The sequence below is a fragment of the Allobrachymonas wangyanguii genome (assembly GCF_045055315.1).
GTDB classification, from domain to species: Bacteria; Pseudomonadota; Gammaproteobacteria; order Burkholderiales; family Burkholderiaceae_C; genus Brachymonas; species Brachymonas wangyanguii.
The window spans coordinates 998492-1023198 of sequence record NZ_CP173677.1; the positions used below are offsets into that span (position 1 = coordinate 998492).

21 protein-coding genes and 2 tRNA genes are annotated in these 24707 nt (G+C 63.1%); 12 read left to right on the forward strand and 11 right to left on the reverse strand.

Annotated elements, in window-relative coordinates:
* Positions 1-15 precede the first annotated feature (15 nt).
* Both ACI3EV_RS04775 and yhbY read right to left on the reverse strand, forming a co-directional pair.
* Positions 16-747, reverse strand: a complete 732-nt coding sequence (locus tag ACI3EV_RS04775) for a glycosyltransferase (RefSeq protein ID WP_329770191.1) — start codon at positions 745-747, stop codon at positions 16-18.
* Positions 748-751: 4 nt separating this feature from the next.
* Entirely contained in the window at positions 752-1225 is a 474-nt protein-coding gene (yhbY, locus tag ACI3EV_RS04780; protein WP_329770192.1) for a ribosome assembly RNA-binding protein YhbY, read from the reverse strand.
* A 50-nt stretch (positions 1226-1275) separates the two neighbouring features.
* On the opposite strand from yhbY, the gene ACI3EV_RS04785 reads away from it, so the two are divergent.
* The 4 genes from ACI3EV_RS04785 (at position 1276) to glmM (ending at position 6475) form a co-directional block, all read left to right on the forward strand.
* Positions 1276-1944 (forward strand): RlmE family RNA methyltransferase, encoded by a 669-nt coding sequence (locus tag ACI3EV_RS04785; protein ID WP_329770193.1) that lies wholly within the window; start codon positions 1276-1278, stop codon positions 1942-1944.
* 137 nt (positions 1945-2081) lie between these two features.
* Positions 2082-4049 carry an ATP-dependent zinc metalloprotease FtsH gene (ftsH, locus tag ACI3EV_RS04790; RefSeq protein WP_329770194.1) on the forward strand — a complete coding sequence of 656 codons (1968 nt, stop codon included), beginning with the start codon at positions 2082-2084 and terminating at the stop codon, positions 4047-4049.
* A gap of 73 nt (positions 4050-4122) precedes the next feature.
* Positions 4123-5037 (forward strand): dihydropteroate synthase, encoded by a 915-nt coding sequence (gene folP, locus ACI3EV_RS04795; RefSeq protein WP_337690639.1) that lies wholly within the window; start codon positions 4123-4125, stop codon positions 5035-5037.
* A gap of 97 nt (positions 5038-5134) precedes the next feature.
* Positions 5135-6475 carry a phosphoglucosamine mutase gene (gene glmM, locus ACI3EV_RS04800; RefSeq protein ID WP_329770196.1) on the forward strand — a complete coding sequence of 447 codons (1341 nt, stop codon included), beginning with the start codon at positions 5135-5137 and terminating at the stop codon, positions 6473-6475.
* A gap of 50 nt (positions 6476-6525) precedes the next feature.
* Here glmM and ACI3EV_RS04805 read toward each other — a convergent pair whose 3' ends face one another.
* Positions 6526-7047 carry an NUDIX domain-containing protein gene (locus ACI3EV_RS04805; protein ID WP_405198041.1) on the reverse strand — a complete coding sequence of 174 codons (522 nt, stop codon included), beginning with the start codon at positions 7045-7047 and terminating at the stop codon, positions 6526-6528.
* A gap of 178 nt (positions 7048-7225) precedes the next feature.
* On the opposite strand from ACI3EV_RS04805, the gene pgeF reads away from it, so the two are divergent.
* The 7 genes from pgeF to thiD all read left to right on the forward strand — a co-directional run bounded on the left by pgeF (position 7226) and on the right by thiD (position 13104).
* A complete protein-coding gene (pgeF, locus tag ACI3EV_RS04810) occupies positions 7226-8017 on the forward strand; it encodes a peptidoglycan editing factor PgeF (protein ID WP_337690636.1) in 792 nt (263 codons plus the stop codon).
* 174 nt (positions 8018-8191) lie between these two features.
* Positions 8192-9946: a PHA/PHB synthase family protein gene (locus ACI3EV_RS04815; RefSeq protein ID WP_405198042.1), complete on the forward strand. Its 1755-nt coding sequence runs from the start codon at positions 8192-8194 to the stop codon at positions 9944-9946.
* 101 nt (positions 9947-10047) lie between these two features.
* Positions 10048-10785, forward strand: coding sequence for an acetoacetyl-CoA reductase (gene phbB, locus ACI3EV_RS04820; protein WP_329770199.1), 738 nt, complete (start codon positions 10048-10050; stop codon positions 10783-10785).
* Positions 10786-10944: 159 nt separating this feature from the next.
* A tRNA-Asn gene (locus ACI3EV_RS04825) sits at positions 10945-11020 on the forward strand.
* A 44-nt stretch (positions 11021-11064) separates the two neighbouring features.
* A tRNA-Asn gene (locus ACI3EV_RS04830) sits at positions 11065-11140 on the forward strand.
* A 117-nt stretch (positions 11141-11257) separates the two neighbouring features.
* Positions 11258-12241: a GIY-YIG nuclease family protein gene (locus ACI3EV_RS04835; RefSeq protein WP_337690633.1), complete on the forward strand. Its 984-nt coding sequence runs from the start codon at positions 11258-11260 to the stop codon at positions 12239-12241.
* Positions 12242-12264: 23 nt separating this feature from the next.
* Complete coding sequence (gene thiD / locus ACI3EV_RS04840; protein WP_337690630.1) at positions 12265-13104, forward strand: bifunctional hydroxymethylpyrimidine kinase/phosphomethylpyrimidine kinase; 840 nt, start codon at positions 12265-12267, stop codon at positions 13102-13104.
* Positions 13105-13182: 78 nt separating this feature from the next.
* Here thiD and ACI3EV_RS04845 read toward each other — a convergent pair whose 3' ends face one another.
* From ACI3EV_RS04845 to ACI3EV_RS04875, 7 genes are all read right to left on the reverse strand, one after another.
* On the reverse strand, positions 13183-14253 hold the full coding sequence (locus tag ACI3EV_RS04845) for an NAD(P)/FAD-dependent oxidoreductase (RefSeq protein WP_329770203.1): 1071 nt from the start codon (positions 14251-14253) through the stop codon (positions 13183-13185).
* Between the two features lie 88 nt (positions 14254-14341).
* Positions 14342-14671 carry a ferredoxin FdxA gene (gene fdxA, locus ACI3EV_RS04850; RefSeq protein ID WP_329770204.1) on the reverse strand — a complete coding sequence of 110 codons (330 nt, stop codon included), beginning with the start codon at positions 14669-14671 and terminating at the stop codon, positions 14342-14344.
* Between the two features lie 144 nt (positions 14672-14815).
* Positions 14816-16165 carry a GTP-binding protein gene (locus tag ACI3EV_RS04855; protein ID WP_337690628.1) on the reverse strand — a complete coding sequence of 450 codons (1350 nt, stop codon included), beginning with the start codon at positions 16163-16165 and terminating at the stop codon, positions 14816-14818.
* Positions 16165-17100, reverse strand: a complete 936-nt coding sequence (gene cysD / locus ACI3EV_RS04860) for a sulfate adenylyltransferase subunit CysD (protein ID WP_337690626.1) — start codon at positions 17098-17100, stop codon at positions 16165-16167. Before cysD ends, ACI3EV_RS04855 begins: the two co-directional genes overlap by 1 nt.
* Before the next feature lie 30 nt (positions 17101-17130).
* Positions 17131-17886, reverse strand: a complete 756-nt coding sequence (locus tag ACI3EV_RS04865; RefSeq protein WP_337690624.1) for a phosphoadenylyl-sulfate reductase — start codon at positions 17884-17886, stop codon at positions 17131-17133.
* Positions 17883-18284 (reverse strand): DUF934 domain-containing protein, encoded by a 402-nt coding sequence (locus ACI3EV_RS04870; RefSeq protein ID WP_329770208.1) that lies wholly within the window; start codon positions 18282-18284, stop codon positions 17883-17885. The genes ACI3EV_RS04865 and ACI3EV_RS04870 overlap by 4 nt, the downstream gene beginning before the upstream one ends.
* A gap of 9 nt (positions 18285-18293) precedes the next feature.
* A complete protein-coding gene (locus ACI3EV_RS04875; protein WP_337690622.1) occupies positions 18294-20096 on the reverse strand; it encodes a nitrite/sulfite reductase in 1803 nt (600 codons plus the stop codon).
* 225 nt (positions 20097-20321) lie between these two features.
* On the opposite strand from ACI3EV_RS04875, the gene dnaB reads away from it, so the two are divergent.
* Positions 20322-22799: a replicative DNA helicase gene (gene dnaB / locus ACI3EV_RS04880; RefSeq protein WP_405198043.1), complete on the forward strand. Its 2478-nt coding sequence runs from the start codon at positions 20322-20324 to the stop codon at positions 22797-22799.
* A gap of 3 nt (positions 22800-22802) precedes the next feature.
* Here dnaB and ACI3EV_RS04885 read toward each other — a convergent pair whose 3' ends face one another.
* Positions 22803-24707, reverse strand: coding sequence for a chorismate-binding protein (locus tag ACI3EV_RS04885; protein ID WP_337690620.1), 1905 nt, complete (start codon positions 24705-24707; stop codon positions 22803-22805).

Consider the following 24707-nt stretch of genomic DNA (forward strand, 5'->3'; position numbering starts at 1 on the left):
TGCTGTATGCGCGCCTTATTCGCGCCAGTATTGCGATACCCAGGTGGCGGGTTCGATATGGCGGAAGCGGCGGTTGCGGCGGCCCGCCAGGGCATCCGGCGGGTTGCATTCGCCATGGAAGATCACGATGCGCGCGTTCTTCGGCACAAAGGGCGGCTTCCAGTAGTTGGTTGGCCAGGCGGGAATGCAGTGGTACTTGAAGCTCGGGCACCAGTCTTTCGGCCAGTAGCTCAGCTTGCCCAGCTTGTGCATCTCGTCCGACAGGTAGGCCTGCTCGTTGCGGAACTGCTCGCGGATGGTCGCAAACTCCTTGCGGAACTTGTCGAGGATTTCCGGATAGGCGCCAATCTTGAAACGGTAGACCGAGGAGTTGCCGGTAATGCGCCAGGGGCGCTTGTAATCGTGGATGATGACGAAGTCGCCGGGATAGGTAAAAAAGTCGTCCAGCGGGCCGGTGATGACGACATCCACATCCAGGAACAGGGCGGTGCCTTGCAGGCCGTGCAGGTCTGCGGTGAAGGTGGTCAGCTTGTTCCAGCCACGTTCGGGAATGCCGGGCGGCAGATCCAGCGGCGGAATCGGGTAGCATTCGACTTCTTCGCGAATGCCCTTGCTGTCATCGGTCAGGCAGACCAGACGAAAATCGCCACTCAGGTGACGGCGCACCATGGCGTACAGGCGGTTGATGTACTCGGGGCCGTACTTGGTGCCCCATTTCATGCACAGGATGATGCGATCATCGCTCATGGGCTCAGTCTCCCTGGCGCTTCTTGGGCGATACCTGGCGCTTCTTGGCGCGCTTGAGGATGCCGCCGGCAGTCAGGCGCTGGTTGCCGAGCACGCGTACCGTGCGCACCTGCGGACGCTGGCCGCCACGGCTACTGTTCTTGATGACCTTGATGTCGCGTGGGCCGGGCATGCGGTCCTCGTCAATCTCGCGCTCCTTTTCGGGGATCGGGCGCCACAGCACGAACAGCTTGCCGATATGCTGGATCGGGGCAGCATTGAGTTGGTCGGCGATCTGCTGGTACATCTGTTCGCGCGCTTCGCGGTCGTCGCCGAGCACGCGGATCTTGATCAGGCCGTGGGCGTTGAGGGCAGCATCGGCTTCGCGCAGCACGGCTTCAGACAGGCCATCGGCACCGATCATCACGACCGGTGACAGGTGATGGGCTTCGGCGCGGTGGACCTTGCGTTGCTGCGTGGTCAATACAATCTGGGGCATTGGACTATGATTCCTGAAAAGGGAGTGTCTGCAGTATGCAGGCGACAAACATGAAATTCAAAACCAAAAGCAAGAAAGTCAACAAGTCATGGCTGCATGACCATATCAACGATCCGTACGTCAAGCTGGCGCAGCGGGAAGGGTATCGTGCGCGCGCAGCCTACAAGCTCAAGGAAATTGACGAGACGCTGAACCTGATCCGCCCGGGCGACTGGGTCGTCGATCTGGGATCTGCGCCGGGAGCCTGGAGCCAGTATCTGCGGCGCAAGCTGTCTCCGGACGGAGCGGCGGTTGGTGAGCTCAATGGCAGGATTATCGCACTGGACCTGCTTCCCATGCAGCCGATCGAGGGTGTCGAATTCCTGCAGGGGGATTTTCGTGAGGACGAGGTGCTGGAACAGCTGCAGGAAAAACTGCAGGGGCGCAAGGCCGATGTGGTGGTGTCCGACATGGCGCCCAACCTGTCCGGCGTGGAATCGGCCGATGCCGCGCGCGTGGCGCACCTGATCGAGCTGGCGATCGAGTTTTCGCTGCAGCACCTCAAGCCGGAGGGTGCGCTGGTGACCAAGGTGTTCCACGGCAGCGGCTACAGCCAGCTGGTCAAGCTGTTCAAGGAAACCTTCCAGGTGGTCAAGCCGGTCAAGCCCAAGGCTTCGCGCGACAAGTCGTCTGAAACCTTCATCGTCGGCATGCGCCTGAAGGCACCGCAGCAGGACTGAAGGCCGGCGCATATCCGTGTATCCGACATGGACGGACACAAAATGCTGTCCTGCCCATGTCTTGAAACACCTAAAATGGCCCCATATGGAAATATCGGCATGCCTTCTGCATGCCATGGAATGTCATGGAGTAAGGCTTGAACAGGCAATTGCTATCAAAAGTCGCAGTATGGTTCGTGGTTGCCATGGTGCTCTTCACCGTCTTCAAACAGTTCGAGACAGGTGCAACGGGACCGGGCAGCACGGTTGCCTATTCCGAATTCATTTCGGACGTGCAGAACCGCAGGATCAAGAGCGCCACCATCCAGGAAGGCAGCAATGGTTCCACCGAGATCATGGCGGTCACGATGGACGACCGTCGCATCCGTACCACGGCCACCTATCTGGATCGCGGCCTGGTCGGTGACCTGCTGAACAACGGCGTCAAGTTCGACATCAAGCAGCGCGAGGAAGGCTCGCTGCTGGGCAGCCTGCTGATCAGCTGGGGGCCGATGCTGCTGCTGATTGGTGTCTGGGTCTATTTCATGCGCCAGATGCAGGGCGGCGGCAAGGGCGGTGCCTTCAGCTTTGGCAAGTCCAAGGCGCGCATGCTCGATGAAAACAACAACACCGTGACCTTTGCCGATGTCGCCGGCTGCGACGAGGCCAAGGAAGAAGTCAAGGAAGTGGTGGACTACCTGCGTGACCCGCAGAAGTTCCAGAAGCTGGGTGGCCGCATCCCGCGTGGCCTGCTGCTGGTTGGCCCGCCGGGTACCGGCAAGACGCTGCTGGCCAAGTCCATCGCTGGTGAAGCCAAGGTACCGTTCTTCAGCATTTCCGGTTCCGACTTCGTCGAGATGTTTGTTGGCGTGGGCGCGGCCCGCGTGCGCGACATGTTCGAGAACGCCAAGAAGAATGCCCCGTGCATCATCTTCATCGACGAGATTGACGCCGTCGGTCGCCAGCGTGGTGCCGGTCTGGGTGGTGGCAACGACGAACGCGAGCAGACGCTGAACCAGCTGCTGGTCGAGATGGACGGTTTCGAGACCAACCTGGGCGTGATCGTGGTGGCTGCCACCAACCGCCCGGACATCCTGGATGCCGCACTGCTGCGCCCGGGCCGTTTCGACCGCCAGGTCTATGTCACGCTGCCCGATATCCGTGGCCGCGAGCAGATCCTCAACGTGCACATGCGCAAGATCCCGGTAGGTCCTGACGTCAACCCGGCCATCATCGCGCGCAGCACGCCGGGCATGTCCGGTGCCGATCTGGCCAACCTGTGCAACGAGGCTGCGCTGATGGCGGCTCGCCGCAACGCGCGCCTGGTCGAGATGCAGGACTTCGAGAAGGCCAAGGACAAGATCATCATGGGCCCCGAGCGCAAGAGCATGGTCATGCCCGAGGAAGAGCGTCGCAACACGGCCTACCACGAGTCCGGCCACGCCTTGATCGGTCGTCTGCTGCCCAAGTGCGATCCGGTGCACAAGGTCACCATCATCCCGCGCGGCCGTGCGCTGGGTGTGACCATGAGCCTGCCCGAGAAGGACCGCTACAGCTACGACAAGGAATTCATGCTGAACCAGATCAGCATGCTGTTTGGTGGTCGTATCGCCGAAGAAGTGTTCATGAACCAGATGACCACTGGTGCCAGCAACGACTTCGAGCGTGCCACGCAGATTGCGCGTGACATGGTGATGCGCTACGGCATGAGCGAGGCCTTGGGCCCGATGGTCTATGCCGAGAACGAGGGCGAGGTGTTCCTGGGTCGCAGCGTGACCAAGACTACCAACATGAGCGAAGAGACCATGCGCCGCGTGGACGAGGAAGTGCGCCGCATCATCGACGAGCAGTATGCGCTGGCGCGTCGCCTGATCGAGGAAAACTCCGACAAGATGCATGCCATGGCCAAGGCGCTGCTGGACTGGGAAACCATTGACAGCGAGCAACTGGATGCCATCATGGAAGGCCGCGAGCCGCAACCGCCCAAGGACTGGGCACCGCGCACCCCGCCCAAGGGCGATGGCGATGCGGGTGGCGGTACGGCACCGGCCACGGTGACCGCTCCCGCCACGCCGCCGGCAGCCCCGGCGCCCGAGGCCAAGCCGCCGGCCTCCAACCCGACCTGATCACGCTGGCGTGATATCCACAGCGGAGCCTGGTGCTCCGCTGTTTTGTTTTCTGAAGCGACTGGAGATTTGCATGACCGAACAGACCCTCTGGCAAGCTGGCGACTACACGCTGGACCTGCAGCGCCCGCACATCATGGGCATCGTCAACGTGACGCCTGATTCCTTTTCCGACGGTGGCCACCATGCCGATACGCGCAGTGCGCTGCTGCATGCCGAGCAGCTGTTGTACCAGGGTGCAACGATCCTGGATATTGGCGGTGAATCGACCCGTCCCGGCTCGCCGGCGGTGCCGCTGGAAGAAGAGCTGGCGCGCGTGCTGCCGGTCGTGAAGGCGGCGACTGCCTACAAGGTGCCGCTCTCGGTCGATACCTACAAGCCGGAAGTGATGCAGGCCGTACTCGATGCCGGCGCTGCCATCATCAACGACATCTGGGCATTGCGCTGGCGTTCCGGCCCCGACGGGCTGGATGGCGAGCAGGTGGTGGCCCAGCATGGCCGCTGCGGCGTCTGCCTGATGCACATGCACCGTGATCCGCAAAGCATGCAGATGCAGCCGATGCAGGGCAGCCTGCTGGACACAGTGCAGGAAGTGCGCGCCTTCCTCGACCAGCGCTCGCACGTGCTGCGCAGCCTGGGCGTGAGCAAGGATCGCATCGTGCTGGATCCGGGCATCGGTTTTGGCAAGACGGTGCCGCAGAACCTGGCGTTGCTGGCGCACCAGCGCGAGCTGATGCGTGGTGGCCATGCGGTGCTGGCTGGCTGGTCGCGCAAGTCCAGCCTGGGTGCGGTGCTGGAAGCGCTGCCGCCCGGCGTGATGGACGTGAGCTACAAGTCTGACTTGCTGGCGCACGAACGCAGCCTGGCCAGCGTCAGTGCTCATGTGCTGGCCGTGGAGCGCGGTGCGCGCATCGTGCGCGTGCACGATGTAGCCGCCACGCGCCAGGCGCTGGCGGTCTGGGAAGCCATGCACCGCACTGAGTCCTGAGGCCGGGAACGTGGACTGCTACCGCCGGGATCTCACCGGAATCAGGTAGTATGGAAAGATCGCCTGCGACAGGCAAAGAAGAAAAGGTCAGAGACGCATGAGTGGCAAACGCAAGTATTTTGGAACCGATGGCATCCGCGGCCCGGTCGGACAACATCCGCTGACGCCGGATTTCGTGATGCGACTGGCGAATGCCGTTGGCCGCGTGCTCAAGCGCAGTGACGAGCGTCCCACTGTCATCATCGGCAAGGACACGCGCATTTCCGGATACATGCTGGAGAGCGCGCTCGAGTCCGGTTTCAACGCAGCTGGCGTGGATGTGGTGCTGCTCGGTCCGGTGCCGACGCCGGCCGTGGCCTATCTGACGCGTGCCCAGCGTGCCTCGCTCGGCGTGGTGATCAGCGCCAGCCACAACGCCTTTGCCGACAACGGCATCAAGTTCTTCAGCTACAAGGGCGCCAAGCTGTCCGATGCCTGGGAGCTGGAAGTAGAGCAGGGCATTGACGAACCGATGGTGTGCATGCCGTCTGAGCAGCTGGGCCGCACCTGGCGCCTCAAGGATGCGGTCGGGCGGTATGTCGAGTTCTGCAAGAGCAGCTTCGATTATTCCCTGAGCCTGCGCGAGCTGAAAATCGTCGTCGATGCCGCCCATGGTGCGGCCTACCAGATCGCGCCCATGGTGTTCCATGAGCTGGGCGCGCAGGTGATTGCCATCGGCTGCGAGCCGGACGGCATCAACATCAACAAGGGCGTGGGTGCTACCGCCCCTGATGCACTGGTGGCCGCGGTGCGTGAGCATGGCGCCGATTACGGCGTGGCCCTGGATGGCGATGCGGATCGCCTGCAGATGGTTGATGCTTCCGGTCGCCTCTACAACGGTGACGAGCTGGTCTATCTGCTGGCGATGGATCGCCTGGCGCAGTACAAGCCGGTGCCGGGCGTGGTCGGTACGCTGATGACGAACATGGCGATCGAGACCGCGCTGCGCGCCAAGGGCATCGAGCTGATCCGCGCCAAGGTGGGTGACCGCTATGTGCTGGAGCAGCTGCAGAAAAATGGCTGGCTGATTGGCGGCGAAAGCTCCGGTCACATCCTGGTGCTGGACAAGCACAGCACCGGTGACGGCCTGGTGAGCGCGCTGCAGGTGCTGAATGCGGTGGTGCGCAGCGGTAGCAGCATGGCCGAGATGCTGGCCGATGCCAGCCTGTTCCCGCAGACGATGATCAACGTGCGCATGGAAGCCGGCACCGACTGGCAAGGCAGTGTGGAGCTGCAGCAGGCGATTGTCGAAGCCGAACAGGCGCTGGCTGACAATGGCCGCGTACTGATCCGTGCCAGTGGCACCGAGCCGGTGCTGCGCGTGATGGTGGAAGCGCGTGATGCCGCCGAGGCGCAGCGCTGGGCCGAGGCGATTGCCGCGAAAGTGCCTGTGCGCTGACGGGTCGACTGATCGATGACGACGCCCTGCCATGACCGGCAGGGCGTTTTTTACGCCTGCTGGTCGCGTACGAAATCGCGGCCGCTGATGTCGCCGGTGTGGACCAGGAAGTGGCCGCGCACGCGATCGGCAAAAAAGGCCTGCAGCGCGTGCTGCACGGTCAGGAAAGAGAGCTCTTCCCAGGGGATTTCGTCTTCGGCAAACAGGCGCGCTTCCTGTGTCTCGATGCCCGGATCGAACTGGTCATGCTGCAGCGTGCACAGGTAGAACAGGTGCACCTGGCTGGCTTGCGGCACGTTCATCACGGCAAACAGCGGACCCATGTCAAAGGCGGCACCGGATTCCTCGCGCGTTTCGCGCGCGGCGCCCTGGGCGGTGGTTTCGCCAAGTTCCATGAAACCGGCCGGCAAGGTCCACTTGCCGTAGCGCGGCTCGATATTGCGCTTGCACAGCAGGATCTTGTCGCCCAGCACCGGAATCGTGCCGACCACCACCAGCGGGTTGACGTAATGGATGGTGCCGCAGGCCGGGCAGACGGCGCGTTCGCTGCCATCGCCTTCGGGCACGCGCATCTCGTTACGCGTGCCGCAGTGGCGGCAGAAAAGGTTTTCGGTTCGGGGGGGCTGGCAGGTGGGCGTAAACACGTCGGGCTGATACATTGGACACACGGCAGGCGTGCGAATGCCTGCCAATTTACCATGATGTACCGATGGCAGCGTCCTGCCATGTTGATCTGCTGGAGTGATTCTTATGCCTACCGATTCCTGTTCCGACTGGATACTTCCCGACTGGCCGGCGCCGCCCTGGGTCGGTGCCGTGTTTACCACGCGCGCCGGTGGCGTGTCACAGCCGCCGTTTGACAGCTGCAACCTGGGTGACCATGTGCAGGACGATGCGGCGGCGGTGGCGCAGAACCGCGCCTTGCTGGCGCAGCGCAGCGGCGTGGAGCCAGGCTTCCTGCAGCAGGTGCATGGCGTACAGGTGGTCGATGCCGGACAGGCGCAAGGCTGTGCACCGCAGGCCGATGCCTGTTTCACGCAACAGCCAGGGGTCGGCTGTACCGTGATGGTGGCCGATTGCCTGCCGGTGCTGCTGGTGCACCGCCGCTTCCCGATCGTGGGCGCCGCGCATGCCGGCTGGCGCGGGCTGGCCGATGGCGTGATCGAACAGCTGCATGCGCGCATGCGGCAGACCCTGGCCGAACAGGGCAGGGCGCAGGATGCCGGCGGCGACTGGCTGGCCTGGCTGGGGCCGTGCATTGGCCCGACGGCGTTTGAAGTCGGCGGTGAAGTGCGCGCCACCTTCCTGCGCCATGACGCGGCTGCAGCAGCAGCCTTCCAGCCGGCCGGCCGCCAAGGCAAGTGGCTGGCAGACCTGCCACTGCTGGCGCGCCAGCGCCTGCAGACGATGGGTATTGGCGCCATCCACGGCAATGACGGCAGTTTGCCCTGGTGCACCTTCAGCCAGGAACAGCGGTTTTTCTCGTACCGGCGCCAGCCGCGCACCGGCCGCATGGCAGCCATGGTCTGGATTCGCGGCTGATGCCCATCCTGCGTACTGTGACATCCGTCACGTGCCTTCATACTGTCAAAAAAATGACTTAGGATGATGAGGAATTGGTTGCCTGCACAAACAGGGTTTTCACACCAGTCAATGCCCTGCATGCCGTTATCATGCAGAGGCGACCTCACTACAACGACGCAAGGAGACAAGCTGATGAGCCAAACCCCCAAGAACCCCTGGGAGTCCGTTGCCGCGCCCATGCAAGCCATGTGGACCAACGCCATGCAGCAGTATGGCAAGGCCATGCAGACGGGGGGCTTTGGCGCTCCGATGCCGGCTACCGAAATGATGGGCATGTTCCAGCAGATGGTGCCAACGCTGCCCAATGGCCCGCAGGTCACGTTTGACACCACCAAGCTGCAGCAGCTGCAGCAGACCTACGCGCAGGAGCTGTCCCAGCTCTGGTTGCAAGGCATGGTGCCGCCCACCATCGCCACTGACCGCCGCTTCGCCAGCGAAGAATGGCAGCGCCAGCCGATGTCCGGCTTTGCTGCCGCGCTGCACCTGATCAACACCCGCATGCTGATGGGCATGGCCGAAGCCATGCAGACCGATGCCAAGACCAAGGCACGCGTGACCTTCGCCGTCGAGCAGTGGGCTGCCGCCGCTGCCCCGAGCAACTTTCTGGCCTTCAACCCCGACGCCCAGAAAAAGGCGATCGAGACCAAGGGCGAGAGCATTGCCAAGGGCATGCAGAACATGCTGCACGACCTGCGTCAGGGCCATGTGTCCATGACCGACGAGAGCAAGTTCGAAGTCGGCACCAACGTGGCCAGCACCGAAGGCTCCGTGGTATTCGAGAACGAGCTGTTCCAGCTGATCGAGTACAAGCCGCTGACCGAGCAGGTGCACGAGCGTCCGTTCCTGTTCATCCCGCCGTGCATCAACAAGTTCTACATCATGGACCTGCAGCCGGCCAACTCCATGGTGCGCTACATCCTGGAGCAGGGCCACCATGCCTTCATGGTGAGCTGGCGCAACGCCGATGCCAGCATGGGCCAGGTGACCTGGGACGATTACGTCGAGCAGGGCGCCATCACCGCCATGAAGACGGTGCTGGAAATCACCAAGAAGCCGGACCTGAACGTGCTGGGCTTCTGCGTGGGCGGTACCATCCTGAGCAACGCGCTGGCAGTACTGGCAGGCCGTGGCGAGAAGCTGGCCAACAGCGCCACCTTCCTGACCACGCTGATGGACTTCACCGACACCGGCGTGCTGGACCTGTTCATCGACGAGTCCTTCGTGCGCATGCGCGAGATGCAGTTTGGCCAGGGCGGCCTGCTGCCGGCGAGCGACTTGTCCACCACCTTCAGCTTCCTGCGTCCGAATGACCTGGTCTGGAACTATGTGGTTGGCAACTACCTGAAGGGCGAAACCCCGCCGCCGTTCGACCTGCTGTACTGGAACTGCGATTCCACCAACCTGCCTGGCCCGATGTATTCCTGGTACCTGCGCAATATGTACCTGGAAAACAACCTGATCAAGCCGAACAAGCTGGAAGTTTGCGGCCAGAAGCTGGATCTGGGCAAGGTTGACCTGCCGGTCTACATCTACGGCTCCCGCGAAGACCATATCGTGCCGATCGAAGGCGCCTACGCCAGCACCCAGGTGCTGCCGGGCGAGAAGCGTTTCGTCATGGGTGCCTCTGGTCACATTGCCGGCGTGATCAACCCGCCGGCCAAGAAGAAGCGCAACTACTGGACCAACGACGAGCTGCCGGCTGACGTGAACGACTGGCTGGCTGGCGCCCAGGACAACGAAGGCAGCTGGTGGCCGGACTGGGCTGGCTGGCTGGCCCAGCAGGGTGGCCCCATGGTGGCCGCACCCAAGCGCTACGGCAGCACCAAGCACAAGGCGATCGAACCGGCTCCGGGCCGTTACGTGAAGGCCAAGGCTTCTGTGGTCTGAACCCCTAGGGTTTCTGGCAGCAGGAGTTATACCTAGTCCGGCTGGTGCCATCCAGCCGGATATTTACACTAAGAATTGAGTAGCAACCAGAGGAGACGACAATGACTCAAAAAGTAGCGTATGTGACCGGTGGCATGGGCGGTATTGGTACCGCCATCTGCCAGCGTCTGCACAAGGAAGGTTTCAAGGTAATCGCAGGCTGTGGTCCGACGCGTGACTACCAGAAGTGGCTGGACGAGCAGAAGGCAGAGGGTTACACCTTCTACGCTTCTGTCGGCAACGTGGGTGATTGGGACTCTACCGTCGAGGCGTTTTCCAAGGCCAAGGCCGAGCACGGCCCGATCGATGTGCTGGTGAACAACGCCGGTATCACACGCGACCGCATGTTCGTGAAGATGACGCCGGAAGACTGGAAGGCCGTGATCGAGACCAACCTGAACTCCATGTTCAACGTGACCAAGCAGGTCGTTCCGGACATGGTGGAGCGTGGTTTTGGCCGCGTGATCAACATCTCCTCCGTGAACGGTGCCAAGGGTCAGGCTGGCCAGACCAACTACTCGGCCGCCAAGGCCGGCATGCACGGCTTCTCCATGGCCCTGGCCCAGGAGCTGGCCAACAAGGGCGTGACGGTCAACACCGTGAGCCCGGGCTACATCGGTACCGACATGGTGCGCGCCATCCGTGAAGACGTGCTGGAAAAGATCGTGGCCACCATTCCGGTCAAGCGCCTGGGTACGCCCGAAGAAATCGGCTCCATCGTGGCCTGGCTGGCTGGCGAAGACTCCGGCTTCACCACCGGTGCCGAATTCGCCTGTAACGGCGGTCTGCACATGAGCTGATCGATCAACTGCATGGCCTGCTTGCAGGTCATGCCAGTCTATACGGAATCCTGCTTCGGCAGGATTTCTTTTTTGTGCTGCCTGGCACTGAGGCTGCGCGCAAAAAGCATCGCAGGGCTGGAAAAACGCAAAAAGCTGGTATATAATCTTTGCTTCTGTTCCTCAATAGCTCAGTCGGTAGAGCGCCGGACTGTTAATCCGTAGGTCCCTGGTTCGAGCCCAGGTTGAGGAGCCAGAAATTTTTCGGCAGTTGCCCTTGGGCGGCTGCCACACCGACATTCCTCAATAGCTCAGTCGGTAGAGCGCCGGACTGTTAATCCGTAGGTCCCTGGTTCGAGCCCAGGTTGAGGAGCCAAGGTAACGGGCTGCATCACATCGTGGATGCAGCCCGTTTTTTTCGTCAATGCGTGCCCGTCATGATCTGGATCTCTCTACCGCAGCATTGCAGGGCATTTACTGGCATGATCGCTGTATGACGATGGCATCTCCAGACCTCTACGCCATGCTGGGGTTCCCGGCGGCGGATCAAGTGGCAACCCTCAAGTCTGTGGCTCACCTGTTCGGCGCAAGCAAGAAGCGGTGCGGGATCTATCTGCTTGAGTTCCCTGATGAGCGTTTCTACATCGGTCAAGCCGTTGATGCCGTGCGGCGCTTCGGCCAGCATCGAAAAAACTATGACGATATTTGCGGTTTCTCTTTCCTTCCTGTCGTCAAGGAGAGGTTGAATACCGTAGAGCGTGATCTGATTGAGCGGGCGGAAAGAGAGGGCCTTGTCATCCTCAACACGATTCATGTTTCCAATGTGGTCGGAGAGACGGATCTTGATCTGATATTGCTGCCCCAAGAGCAAGACAAGTGGCTGGAGTCGCCGGAAGCATTCAACGCGGCAGACCTAGTCTCACCCATTGTGTTGCCGATAGCGCAGCTGGAGCGGTTTGCTAGGAAGTTCCACAGGTACGGTCAGCATCCATTGAGCGCAAAGGCGAATGATTTGCTGGCTCGGTATGTTCGTCATTGCTTGCCGGCACCTCGACGGACAGAGTACTCGTTCTGGAGTGTCAGCTGCTTGCCATCAACCAACCTGAATACGTGGCCACGCCTGTTCTGTCTGAGCGCTGGTGTCATGGAGTTGCTGGTGGTGGGACACCATGCTTCGCAGCCAGACCGGATGTGGGGGTTTGTGACAGTTGCGTCTGATGTTCTCTGGAGCAAGTTTGGATCGGAAAGGAAGCTACTGGAAAATTTTCCGTTTCTTGAGCTTGTACAACGGGATTACCGGGATGCAGGGCAGCATCAAGTGACCTTGTTCATGTCTGACCATGACATGCTGTGTGATGTCTTGGGGCATGCATACGTGCAGCAGGCGGCATCCAGCCTGGCTCTGCGTGTCATGCGTAAGCGGGCTACGATTTACTCCAAGTTCCACTGCAAGCAGTTGGCAGACCTTGTTGTGTAGTACATTTTTCTAGGTGAATTTTCATGAATCAACTTGAATACAGCTACGTCCGCGTCCTCAGCATTGCCGGCTCCGACAGCGGAGGTGGTGCCGGCATCCAGGCCGACCTGAAAACCTGCTCGGCGCTGGGCGTGTATGGCATGACGGCGATTACGGCGATCACGGCGCAGAACACGCAGGGTGTGCGTGCCATCCATGCGGTGCCGGTGGAGGTATTGGCCGCGCAGATGGATGCCGTGGCAGAAGATATCGGCTATGAGGCGATAAAAATCGGCATGCTGCATGCGCCCGAGGTGGTGGCCTGTGTGGCCGATGCCTTGCGCCGCCACCCATGCGAGTTTGTCGTGCTGGATCCGGTGATGGTGGCGACCAGCGGTGCGGCGCTGATGGAAAACCGGACCATGGCGCTGATGGTGGAGCAGCTGTTCCCGCTGGCCAGCGTGATCACGCCGAACCTGGATGAGGCCGGCATGCTGCTCGGACGCACACTGGCATCGGTGGAGGACATGCAGCAGGGCGCACGCGAGCTGCAGGCGATGGGCGCGCGTGCCGTGTTGATCAAGGGCGGCCATCTGCCGGGCGACGAGGTGGTGGATGTGCTGCTGCAGGAGGACGGCAGCGAGCTGCTGTTCCGCGATACGCGCATAGCCACGCCGAATACGCATGGCACCGGCTGCACGCTGTCGTCGGCGATGGCCAGTTACCTGGCGCTGGGCGAGGAGCTGGCCGATGCGGTGAAGCTGGCGCGCAGCTATGTGCGTTTTGCGCTGATCAATGGGGCACAGGTCCAGACCGGCCAGGCGAATAACGGCCCGCTGAACCATGCCTCGCATCCGAAGGCGATGCGCCTGATGCGGCTGTAAACTGGCAGCAGCCCATGCGCAGCAAAAAGGCCTGTAGTGATACAGGCCTTTTTGCATGGATTCCCGAACGGGATCGGATCAGTCGAAATTCGGCATTTCCAGACCCAACACCTTGTGCAGCTTGGGACTGGTGGTGGTGTACTGCAGGAACACCTTCTTTTCCGGGAAGATGATATCCATGGCGCCGAAGGCGGCCAGGGCACATTCGTGGAAGCCGGACAGGATCAGCTTCTTCTTGCCGGGATAGGTGTTGATGTCGCCCACGGCGAAGATGCCGGGTTCGCTGGTGGAGAATTTCTCGGTATCGACCACCAGCTGCTTGCGTTCGATTTCCAGGCCCCAGTCGGCGATCGGGCCGAGCTTGGGTGACAGGCCGAAGAACACCATCAGCACATCCAGCGGCACACTGCGTGTGATGCCATCGCCACCGGTGACCTTGACCGCCTTGAGCACGTTGTCTTCTTCCTCGTAGCCGGTGACCTGGCCGACGATGAACTGCATTTCGAACTGTTCGCACAGCTCCTTCATGCGCGCGACGCTGGCCGGCGCGGCGCGGAAACCGTCACGGCGGTGGATCAGGATCACGCTTTCGGCCTTGTGCTCGCCTTCGACGAAGTTGAGCACCCAGTCCAAGGCGGAATCGCCGCCGCCGACGATCACCAGGTTCTTGCCGGCGTATTGCTGCGGGTCACGCACGCGGTAGAACAGCTGACTGCCTTCGAACTTGTCCAGGCCTTCAACCTTGAGTGTGCGCGGCTGGAAGGCACCGACGCCGGCTGCAATGAAGATGGTCTTGGTCAGAAAGCGCGTGCCCTTGCTGGTCTCGACAAAGAAGCGGCCGTCTTCCTGCTTTTCGACGACCGAGACTTCCTGGCCCATGTGGTAGGTGGCACCAAAGGGCTCGGTCTGCTTGAGCAGGGCATCGGTCAGCTCCTTGCCGGTGCAGATCGGGATGGCCGGGATGTCATAGATCGGCTTGTCGGGATAGAGCTCGATCGGCTGGCCGCCGGGGTAGGCGAGCGAGTCGATGATGTGGGCCTTGACCTCGAGCAGGCCCAGTTCGAAGATCTGGAACAGGCCGACCGGGCCGGCGCCGATGATCACGGCATCGGTTTCGATCGGATTGGCGAAGGGGCGTACAGCAGTCATGGCATGGGGCGGTGTGCGGCCGCCAGAAAAGAAATGGCGACGGACAAGGCCGTCGCACAGGGGGAGAAAGCAGAGGCGGAGACGGGAATCAGCGCTGCAGTTCGCCCAGCTTGTCGGTGCGGTCCTTCCACTCTTCGTGGTCGGGCAGCGGCTCCTTGCGGCGGGTGATGGTCTTCCAGCCGGGCAGGCGCGCCAGTTCGGCGTTCAGCTTGATCATGTGCTGCTGGTCAGCCGGCGTGTCTTCTTCGGCGTAGATGGCGCCAACCGGGCACTCGGGGATGCAGACGGCGCAGTCGATGCATTCGTCGGGATCGATGGTCAGGAAGTTGGGGCCTTCGCGGAAGCAGTCCACCGGGCAGACATCGACGCAGTCGGTGTATTTGCAGCGGATACAGGCTTCGGTGACAACGTGGGTCATGGGAGTTCTCGGAAAATGGATACGGAAAGACAGGGCAGGAACAGCTGCCGTTTACCCTATATTCTAACGATCTGCCTTCGGCTTTCGCACGATAAGACTACGCTATAAAGGGATGTTGCGGCAGCTTTTGTCCTGGATCAAGCTTCAGAAGTCTTCTTCGACCTCGGCCTGTACCAGCAACGCGGCTGCGGTGGCGTTGCTGGCACTGTCGACCAGGATCATCGCGCCCTGGCTGCGGCTGAGTGCGTAGGGCTGCAGCGGAATCGCTGCCTGCAGCGTCAGTTCGACCTGGCCGATGGCGTTTGCGGCGAGCTGGCTGGCCTCCTGTGTCTGCAGCGTGTGGATGTCGAGCTGGTGCGTGATGCGCGTGACCTTGGCCTTGATCCAGCGGTGACCGTGCAGGGCCCAGTAGACGCGGCCGACCTGCAGCGGCTCGGTATCGAGCCAGGCGATGGTGGCGCTGAACTGGTTGCGCGGACGTGGTGCGCCGGCAGCCAGCAGCCAGTCGCCGCGCGAGATATCGAGTTCGCGATCCAGGATCACGCCGGTGCTGGCCGGTGCCGCCGCCTGTTCCAGCGGACGGCGACCGTGATCCAGCAACTGCACGACGGTGGCATGCTGACCACTCGGGAAGACCTGGACGCTGTCGCCGGGCTGGAGCGTGCCTTCGGCGATGCGGCCCCAGAGTACGCGGCGGCTGCGGTCGGTATCACTGCTGGCGGAGTTGGATTCGACCCATTGCACCGGCAGGGCGGCCGGCAGCTGGGTGGCGTGTGGTTCACGCGGCAGCTGTTCCAGCAGCTCGAGCAGGGCCGGGCCCTGGTAGCCGGCCCAGTCGGCATGGCGATCGACCACGTTCCAGCCAGTCAGGGCGGAAACGGGAATGATGGCGCGTACATCCAGGCCTGCCTCATAGGCGAAGGTCTGCAGGGCGCTGCGGATCCGCGTGTAGACCGCGCTGGCATCGGCCACGGCATCAAGCTTGTTGATGGCAAACACGATGTGCGGCACGCGCAGCAGCTGCGCCAGCAGGGCGTGGCGGCGCGTCTGCGGCAGCAGGGCGTGATCGCCGTCACCAGTCGCGGCCCAGGCCAGCTTGGTGGCATCGACCAGTACCACGGCGCAATCGGCCTGGCTGGCGGCGGTGACCATGTTGCGCGTGTACTGCTCGTGGCCAGGCGCATCGCCAATGATGAACTTGCGCTGCGGCGTGGCGAAGTAGCGCCAGGCGACGTCGATGGTGATGCCCTGTTCGCGCTCGGCCTGCAGGCCGTCGGTCAGGCGCGCCAGTTCGGCGGCGTTGATCTGGCCGCTGGCCTGGTGCGTGACGTGGGCCAGCTGGTCCTGCAGCACGGAGCGGCTGTCCAGCAGCAGGCGGCCGATCAGGGTGCTCTTGCCGTCATCGACGCTGCCGCAGGTGATGAAACGCAGGGCGGAGGCGGTGCTGGCCTGGGTGTCGGCCAGGACGGGGCGTTCGGTGGTGAGAGTGCTCATCAGAAATATCCTTCCAGTTTGCGTTTTTCCATGCTGGCGTCGCTGGTCTGGTCGTCCATGCGGGTAGCGCCGCGTTCGCTGACGTTGGCCTGTACGGTTTCGCGCACGATGTCGAGCGCGCTGGCGGCCGGGCTTTCCACCGGGCAGGTGCAGGTGATGTCGCCGACGGTGCGGAAGCGCACGGTACGGGTCTGCACCACTTCGCCGTCACGCGGCGGGGTCAGCGGCGTGACCGGTACCAGCAGGCCGCGGCGTTCCACCACCTCGCGCTGATGCGCGTAGTAGAGCGGCGGCAGGGCGATGTTCTCGCGTGCGATGTATTGCCAGACGTCGAGTTCGGTCCAGTTGCTGATCGGGAACACGCGGAAGTGCTCGCCGGGTTGCAGGCGTGTGTTGAACAGGGTCCAGAGTTCCGGGCGCTGCTGCTTGGGCTGCCACTGGCCGAAGCTGTCGCGGTGACTGAAGATGCGCTCCTTGGCGCGCGCCTTTTCCTCGTCGCGGCGGGCACCGCCGATCAGGGCATCGAAGCGGAATTCCTCGATCGCTTCCAGCAACGTGACCGACTGGTGCGCGTTGCGGCTTTCGTCCGGACGCGACAGGCGGACCGTGCCGCGCGCCATGGAATCTTCCACGCTGCGCACGATCAGGTCAGCGCCCAGTTCCTGCGCGCGCTGGTCGCGGAAGGCGGTGACTTCGGGGAAGTTGTGGCCGGTGTCGATCATCAGCAGCGGGTAGGGCAGGCGGCCGCAGCCAAAGGCTTTTTCGGCACAGTGCAGCATCACCAGCGAATCCTTGCCGCCGGAAAACAGCAGCGTCGGGCGCTCGAACACGGCGGCGACTTCGCGCAGCAGGAAGATGGTTTCTTCCTCCAGCGCGTCAAGATGGGCATGGCTCAGCGGCGCATCCAGCGCGTGCAGGGGCAGGGGGGCATTCATGGCAGATTCCTGTGAAAGATGCATGGCAATTCAGGCCTGCTTCACATGCAGGCCGCATTCCTTGGCGTTGTCGTCTTCCCACCACCAGCGGCCGGCGCGGAAGTCCTCGCCCAGGCTGATGGCGCGGGTGCACGGGGCGCAGCCGATGCTCGGGTAGAACTGGTCGTGCAGCGGGTTGTAGCGCACGCCGTGGCTGGCGATGTAGTGCCAGACATCGCCCCAGGTCCAGTTGGCCAGCGGGTTCAGCTTGACAGGCTTGCCGGCTTCGCTGGCATCGCGCAGCGGCACTTCGGCGCGGGCACCGGATTGCTCCCGGCGCAGGCCGGTGATCCAGGCCGCCTTGCCGTCCAGGGCGCGCGCCAGCGGCTCCATCTTGCGGATCTGGCAGCAGGCCTTGCGCAGCGCGATGCTCTGGTACATGGCATCCTGGCCTTCGCGCTGGACAAAGGCAATGGCGTGTTCGGCGACTGGTTCGAACACCTCGACCGGAACCTGGCTGTGCTGCTGCACATGCTGCAGCAAGGCCAGCGTTTCCGGATGCAGCTGGCCGGTTTGCAGCACAAAGCCCGGAATGCCCAGGCCGGCGCGTTCGATCAGGTGGTGCAATACCACGTCTTCCGCGCCCAGGCTGTTGGCCTGGATGATATGGGCGGCACCAAATTCGGCCACGGCGGCGTGCAGTGTGTCGAGTGCCTGGTGCAGGTGCTCGGCGTATTCCGCCGAGGGCTGGTTGTACAAGGCAGTGGCTGGCTGCGAGGCTGCAGGGGTAAAGGCAGAGCTGCTCATGCCGATGCGTCTTCCGAGATGAAGCGCGGTGCCGGCTGGTGTGCATCGCCCTGGTAGAAGCCCTGTTCGTACATGGCCAGCAGCTGGCGCGCCTGCTCCAGATCCTGGTCGGCACGCAGCACGGCCTCGTCGAAGCCACAGCGCTGCAGCTGTTGCAGCTGGTCGATCAGGATGTCGCCGCTGGCACGCAGCGTGCCGTTGAACTCGCGGCGGCGGCGCAGCAGCTGGGCCTGGCTGAAGGCGCGGCCATCAGTAAATACCGGGAAATCCAGCACGATGACATGGATGCCATCCAGGTCGGTCGTCAGGGGATCGGCATCATTAGGCAGCGCCAGCAGGGCGGTGGCTTCGGGCTGGTACTGGTCGGCGGGGATCAGGCGGAGGGTGGTGGTGGTCATGGCAGGCAATCAGGCGGTAGCGGTTTCAGACTTGCTGGCGGCGTGGCCGGCAGGCACGAAGCGGGCGGCATTGGCCGCAGCCTTGAACGGATCCAGCCCGGCGCGGCGCAGTGTCTGGATAAAGCGTTCGCCCGGTTCGCGTAGCGTGCGGTAGGTGTCGAGAATCGCCTCGACCACATCTGGCACCTCGGCCGCGCTGAAGGACGGGCCGACCACCTTGCCCGGCTGGGCAGCGCCAGACAGCGCGGAGCCATCGGCACCGCCGAGCGTGATCTGGTACCACTCCTTGCCGTCCTTGTCCACGCCCAGGATGCCGATATGGCCGCTGTGGTGGTGGCCGCAGGAGTTGATGCAGCCGCTGATATGCAGGTCGATTTCGCCCAGGTCCCAGAGTTCGTCCAGGTCCTGGTAGCGCTCGGTCAGGGCGGCCGCCACCGGAATCGAGCGTGCGTTGGCGAGTGCGCAGAAGTCGCCGCCGGGGCAGGCAATCATGTCGGTCAGCAGGCCGATGTTCGGCTGCGCCAGACCGAGCGCCTTGGCCTGTTCGTACAGGGCTGGCAGGTCGCTTTCGTGCACCCAGGGCAGCACCAGGTTCTGTTCGTGCGTCAGGCGCGCTTCGCCGGCGCTGAAGGTATCGGCCAACTGGGCCACGGCGTCCAGCGTGTCGCCATCGGCATCGCCCGGGGCAAAGCCGGGGCGCTTGAACGACAGGCCGACCACGCGCAGCTGCGGCAGGCGGTGCGCACGCACGTTGCGCTGCAGCCAGCGCTGGTAGGCCTGGCCTTGCGTATCGATAGTTGCCGTCAGGCCACTCGGGCGCAGCTCGGGCTGCACAAAGCAGGCGGTGACGCGCTCCAGTTCGGCTTCGGTGATGGTGTGCGGGGCGCCATCCTGCTCCAGGATGTTGGCGTATTCGGCCTCGACCGCATCGATGAAGCGCTGGCCTTCGGCCTTCACCAGGATCTTGATGCGTGCCTTCCAGGCGTTGTCGCGGCGGCCGTACTGGTTGTAGACACGGATCACGGCTTCGAGGTAGTTCAGCAACTGCGACCAGGGCAGGAACTCGCGGATCGTCGGGCTGATCACCGGCGTGCGGCCCATGCCACCACCGACGCTGACGGCAAAGCCGAGCTCGCCGGCATCATTGCGGCGCAGCTTCAGGCCAACGTCATACCAGTGCGTGGCGGCGCGGTCTTCCTGGCCGCCGGTGAGGGAAATCTTGAACTTGCGCGGCAGGAAGGCGAACTCCGGGTGCAGCGTGCTCCACTGGCGCAGGATCTCGGCAAACGGGCGCGGATCGGCGATCTCGTCCGGCGCGATGCCGGCCAGGTTGTCGGCGTTCAGGTTGCGGATGCAGTTGCCACTGGTCTGGATGCCGTGCATCTGCACGCTGGCCAGCAGATCCATGACATCGGCACTTTTCTCCAGCGGGATCCAGTTGTATTGCACATTGGTGCGGGTGGTGAAGTGGCCGTAGCCGTAGCGCAGCAGCGGGGCGTCCAGGGTGCCGGGCTGCGAGGCCTGCAGCGCATCTTGTGTGGCTTGCGCATGCTGCAGCAACTCGTCGGAAGGCTTGTCAAACTCGCGTGCGATGCGGGCCAGCGCGCGCAGCTGGCGGCTGGCGATCTCGCCATAGGGCACGGCGACGCGCAGCATGGGCGCGTAGCGCTGGATATACCAGCCGTTCTGCAGGCGCAGCGGGCGGAATTCGGCATCGGGCAGCTCGCCGCGCAGATGGCGCTCCAGCTGATGGCGGTACTGTGCCGCGCGCTGTTCGATAAAGGACTGGTCGAAATCGGAATACTGGTACATGTCAGGCAGGGGACGATACGGGCGGGATGCCCGATACAGGCAGCTAGCACTGTAGCCCTGCTTTATGCAAAATCAAACGACATTTTTACGATGTTTATATTCCAGGTGGATATATAAGCCCTGGCCATGCCCGGCTGTCCCCAGGCTGTCCAGCCGATACCCCCTGCTTGTACACACAGTTATCCACACCCTGAACGCGCCAATCCACTACCATGGCGGCTGACCATGAACAATCACGCCGTGCAAGACTCCGATTACTTCTCCCCCCCTGACTATTACGACGAACCGGTTGATCGCGAGATCAGCCAGCTGCGCGTGCCGCCGCATTCCAACGAGGCCGAATCCAGCGTGCTGGGTGGCCTGCTGCTGGACAACAATGCCTGGGACCGTGTCGCCGACCTGCTGGTGCCGGGTGATTTCTACCGCTACGAGCACCAGCTGGTGTTCGAGGCCATCGGCAAGCTGATCAATGGTTCGCGCCCGGCCGACGTGATCACCGTGTTTGAGGCCTTGCAGACCATGGGCAAGGACGGCGAGGTTGGCGGCCTGGTCTATCTGAACCAGCTGGCACAGTACGTGCCTAGCGCCAGCAACATCCGCCGCTACGCCGAGATCGTGCGCGAGCGCTCCATCCTGCGCAAGCTGGTTACCGCCAGCGACGAAATCGCCACGCGCGCCTTCAATCCCCAAGGCATGGCGGTGGAAAAGGTGCTGGACGAGGCCGAGCAGAAGATCTTCAAGATCGGCGAAGAAGGCTCGCGCATGAAGGAAGGCTTCCAGGCGATGGAATCGCTGGTGGTCGACCTGCTGGACCGCGTCGAGGAGATGGCGCAGAACCCGAACGACATCACTGGCGTACCGACCGGATTTTACGATCTGGACCGGATGACGTCGGGTTTTCAGGCGGGGGATCTGGTGATTCTGGCGGCACGTCCCTCCATGGGCAAGGCGCAGCCGCTGGACGCGCAGGTACGCACCCTCAGGGGCTGGAAACGCATGGATGAGCTGGAAATCGGCGATGCGCTGGCTTCGCGTGATGGTGCGCCGTCCATGGTGACCGGCATTTTCCCGCAGGGCGAGCGCCAGGTCTACCGTGTGACCCTGTCTGATGGCCGCAGCACCGAATGCTGTGCCGAACACCTGTGGCGCGTGCATTTCCGCAGCTGGAAAGCGCCGCGTGTACTGTCCACCGAACGCCTGATCGACATGCTGCAAGTACAGCGTTACCAGAACCGGCTCTGGATCGAATGCGCCAGTGGCGACTTCGGTCATCAGGACGAGCTGCCGATTGACGGCTGGGTGCTGGGCGCGCTGCTGGGCGATGGCAATCTGACTGGAACCGGAACCGTCCGCTTTGCCAGCACCTGCCCGGAAACCGTGGCGCGCATGGAAGCGCGCGTTGGTCACGATTTGGTCATGAGCCATGCCGGCACTTGCAACTGGCGTGTAGTACGCCGGGATCGCGGCAAGGTGAGCGGCCTGGTGGGTGCACAGCCCAATCCGTTGCGTGTCGCCTTGCAGGCGCTGCAGTTGTCCGGCCTGAGCAGTGACCAGAAGTTCGTGCCCCAAGTCTATCTGACAGCGCGCAAGGAAGTCCGTCAGGACGTGCTGCGTGGCCTGCTCGATACCGATGGCTGGGTCGAGCGTTGGGGCAGCGTCCGGTTTTCTACCTGCAGCCGACAGCTGGCGCAGGACGTGGCGACGCTGGTGCGCTCGCTGGGCGGCTGGTGCTCGATCAGCGAGAAGCAGCCGTACTACACGGTAGCTGGTATGCGCATGGCCGGCTTGCCGGCTTTTGTCTGCCATATCCACCATCCCGAGCCGGCCAGCTTGTTCCTGATGTCGGACAAGCTGGCGTGCGTGCCGCAGCGCTGGCAGCGCCAGAAGCGTCTGAACATCCTGTCGATCACACCGACACGCCGCACCGACTGCCAGTGCATCAGCGTTAGCCATCCGGATCGGCTCTATATCACTGACCAGGATGTGCTCACACACAACACCGCCTTCGCGATCAACATCGCCGAACATGTGGCCTTGACCGAAGGCTTGCCGGTCGCCGTGTTCTCCATGGAAATGGGGGCCGCGCAGTTGGCAGTGCGTATCGTTGGCTCCATTGGCCGTATCGACCAGGGCCGCCTGCGTACCGGCAAGCTGCTGGACGAGGAGTGGCCGCGCCTGACCGAGGCGATCGAGCGCTTGCGCAATGTCTCTATGCACATCGACGAAACCCCGGGCCTGACGCCGAGCGAGTTGCGCGCCAACGCACGCCGCCTGTCGCGCCAGTGCGGCAAGCTCGGCCTGATCGTGGTCGACTACCTGCAGCTGATGAGCGGTAGCAGCCAGTCCAGCAGCGAAAACCGCGCCACCGAGCTGAGCGAGATCTCGCGTGGCCTGAAGATGCTGGCCAAGGAGCTGCAGTGTCCGGTGATTGCGCTGTCTCAGCTCAACCGTAGCGTGGAACAGCGTACCGACAAGCGGCCGATGATGAGTGACTTGCGGGAATCGGGTGCGATCGAGCAGGACGCTGACGTGATCATGTTCATCTACCGAGACGACTACTACAACAAGGAAAGCAAGGAGCCGGGCGTGGCCGAGATCATCATCGGCAAGCAGCGTAACGGCCCGACTGGCACCGTCAAGCTGGCCTTTATCAAGCCGTTGACCAAGTTCGAAACCCTCGCGCACATGGCCGAGGATTACTGAGGATCAGGCCGGCAGCAGCTGCAGCGGTACCCAGCCGCGCACGCTGTTGATGAACCAGAGCCGCTCGCCTGGCAGCATGCGCTGCAGCAGGCACAGCGGCAGCACCGCCTCGCGGATCAGGCCGCGTTGCAGCAGCGCCTCGCGGAAGGTGCCCGGCAGCAGCTGATCGCGCTGGATCGGCGTCAGCCAGCGGCCATCGGCAGTCTGCAGCACGATATTGCCGCGCGTGCACTCCAGCGCAAAACCGGACTCGTCGTGCAGCAGCACGTCCCAGGCCTGCGGAAAGGCTTCAGTCAGCGCATCGTAATGCTGGCGGCGCGAGGTCTTGTGGCAGATCCAGGGTTGCAGTTCGGTTGGGAGCGGGGAGGAGGCCAGGGCTACCGGTTGTACTGTCAGGCTGTCAGCATCGGGATGGCGCAGCCAGTTGGTGGGGACTTGCTGCTCGCTGTCCCAGTCTGCATCCAGAGACTGCTCTCCGAGTTGCGTGGCCATGGTCGAGATCTTTCCGTCAGCCGACAGCAGCAGGCGCACGCGCCAGCGACCATGCGGGTGTGCATCGGCCAGTTGCTGCAACTCCCGCTGGAGGGCCGAATCCGAGACCGGCCGCCAGTTCCATTGCCGCGTCGAGGTCTGCAAGCGCTGCAGATGCCAGGGCAGCAGGGCGTAGCGTCCCTGGTCCAGCAACAGCGTTTCCAGCAGTTCGAAGTCCGGCAGCGGCAGGCTCTCGGTATGCAGAAAGCGCGCTTTCAGCACGGCCTCGGCATATTCTGATGCTGCATCGGACGACAGCGTGATGCCACCGCCAATGCCACCGCGCAGGCAGCCATCGGGCAAGGCCGTCACGGTACGGATAGCGACATTGAACACCGCACGATACGGGCTCATGACCCCGATCGCGCCACAATACACGCCACGCGGGCCTTTTTCAAGCAAGGTGATCTTCTCCATCGCCATGCGCTTGGGCGCCCCGGTGATCGAGCCGCAGGGGAACAGCGCCTGCATCAGCGCCGGCAGGTCGATCTCCGGCCGCGTGATTGCCTGCACTGTGCTGGTCATTTGCCACAGTGTGGGGTAGGGCTCGACCTGGAACAGCGCCGTGGTTTGCACGCTGTCGGTGATCGCGACGCGGCCCAGGTCATTGCGCAGCAGGTCCACGATCATCACGTTTTCGGCGCGCTCCTTGGGGCTGGCCTGCAGCTGGCGTGCTGCTTCGGCATCCTGCTCAGGCGTATTGCCGCGCGGGGCCGTTCCTTTCATGGGCCGCGTTGCAATCTGCCCGGTCTGCCGGTTCCAGTCAAAGAACAGCTCGGGCGATGCCGACAGCACCTGCCAGCCGCCCCAGTCCAGCCAGGCGCAGTAGTTGGCTAGCTGGCGTGCGCGCAGGGCTTCGTGGTACTGCCACAGCGGCAGCCCGCCACGCTCTGCCAGCACGCGCAGCGTATGGTTGACCTGGTAGACTTCGCCGTCCTGGATCGCGCTGCGGATGGTGCCAATCGCCTTGCCGTGCTGGCCGGCATCTTCGCTCAGCTGCCAGTCGGGTGCCGCATGCACCTGGCCGGAGGCGGGCGGCGACTGTGCACCGGATTCGAAATCCGGCATAGCGTCTGGCCCGCTGAACAGCGCAAAAGCGGCCAGCGGCTCTGGCTGGCTGGCACTGGCATCCAGCTGCATCGATGCCGCCAGCTTGGGATCGAAACCGGCGGCAGCTTCATAGGCCAGCTGGCCGACTGCCCAGCAGCCGGCACGCACGCGTGCATCCAGCGTGCGCAACAGCGCAGGTACCTCATCGGCACGCCAGGCGATCAGCAGCTCTTGCGGCTGGCTGAAACGCAGCCGCTGCACGCTGCCCTTGGCGTCCGGGAAATCGGTGACGAAGACCAGCCGATCGGGATCGGGCTGCCAGGACAC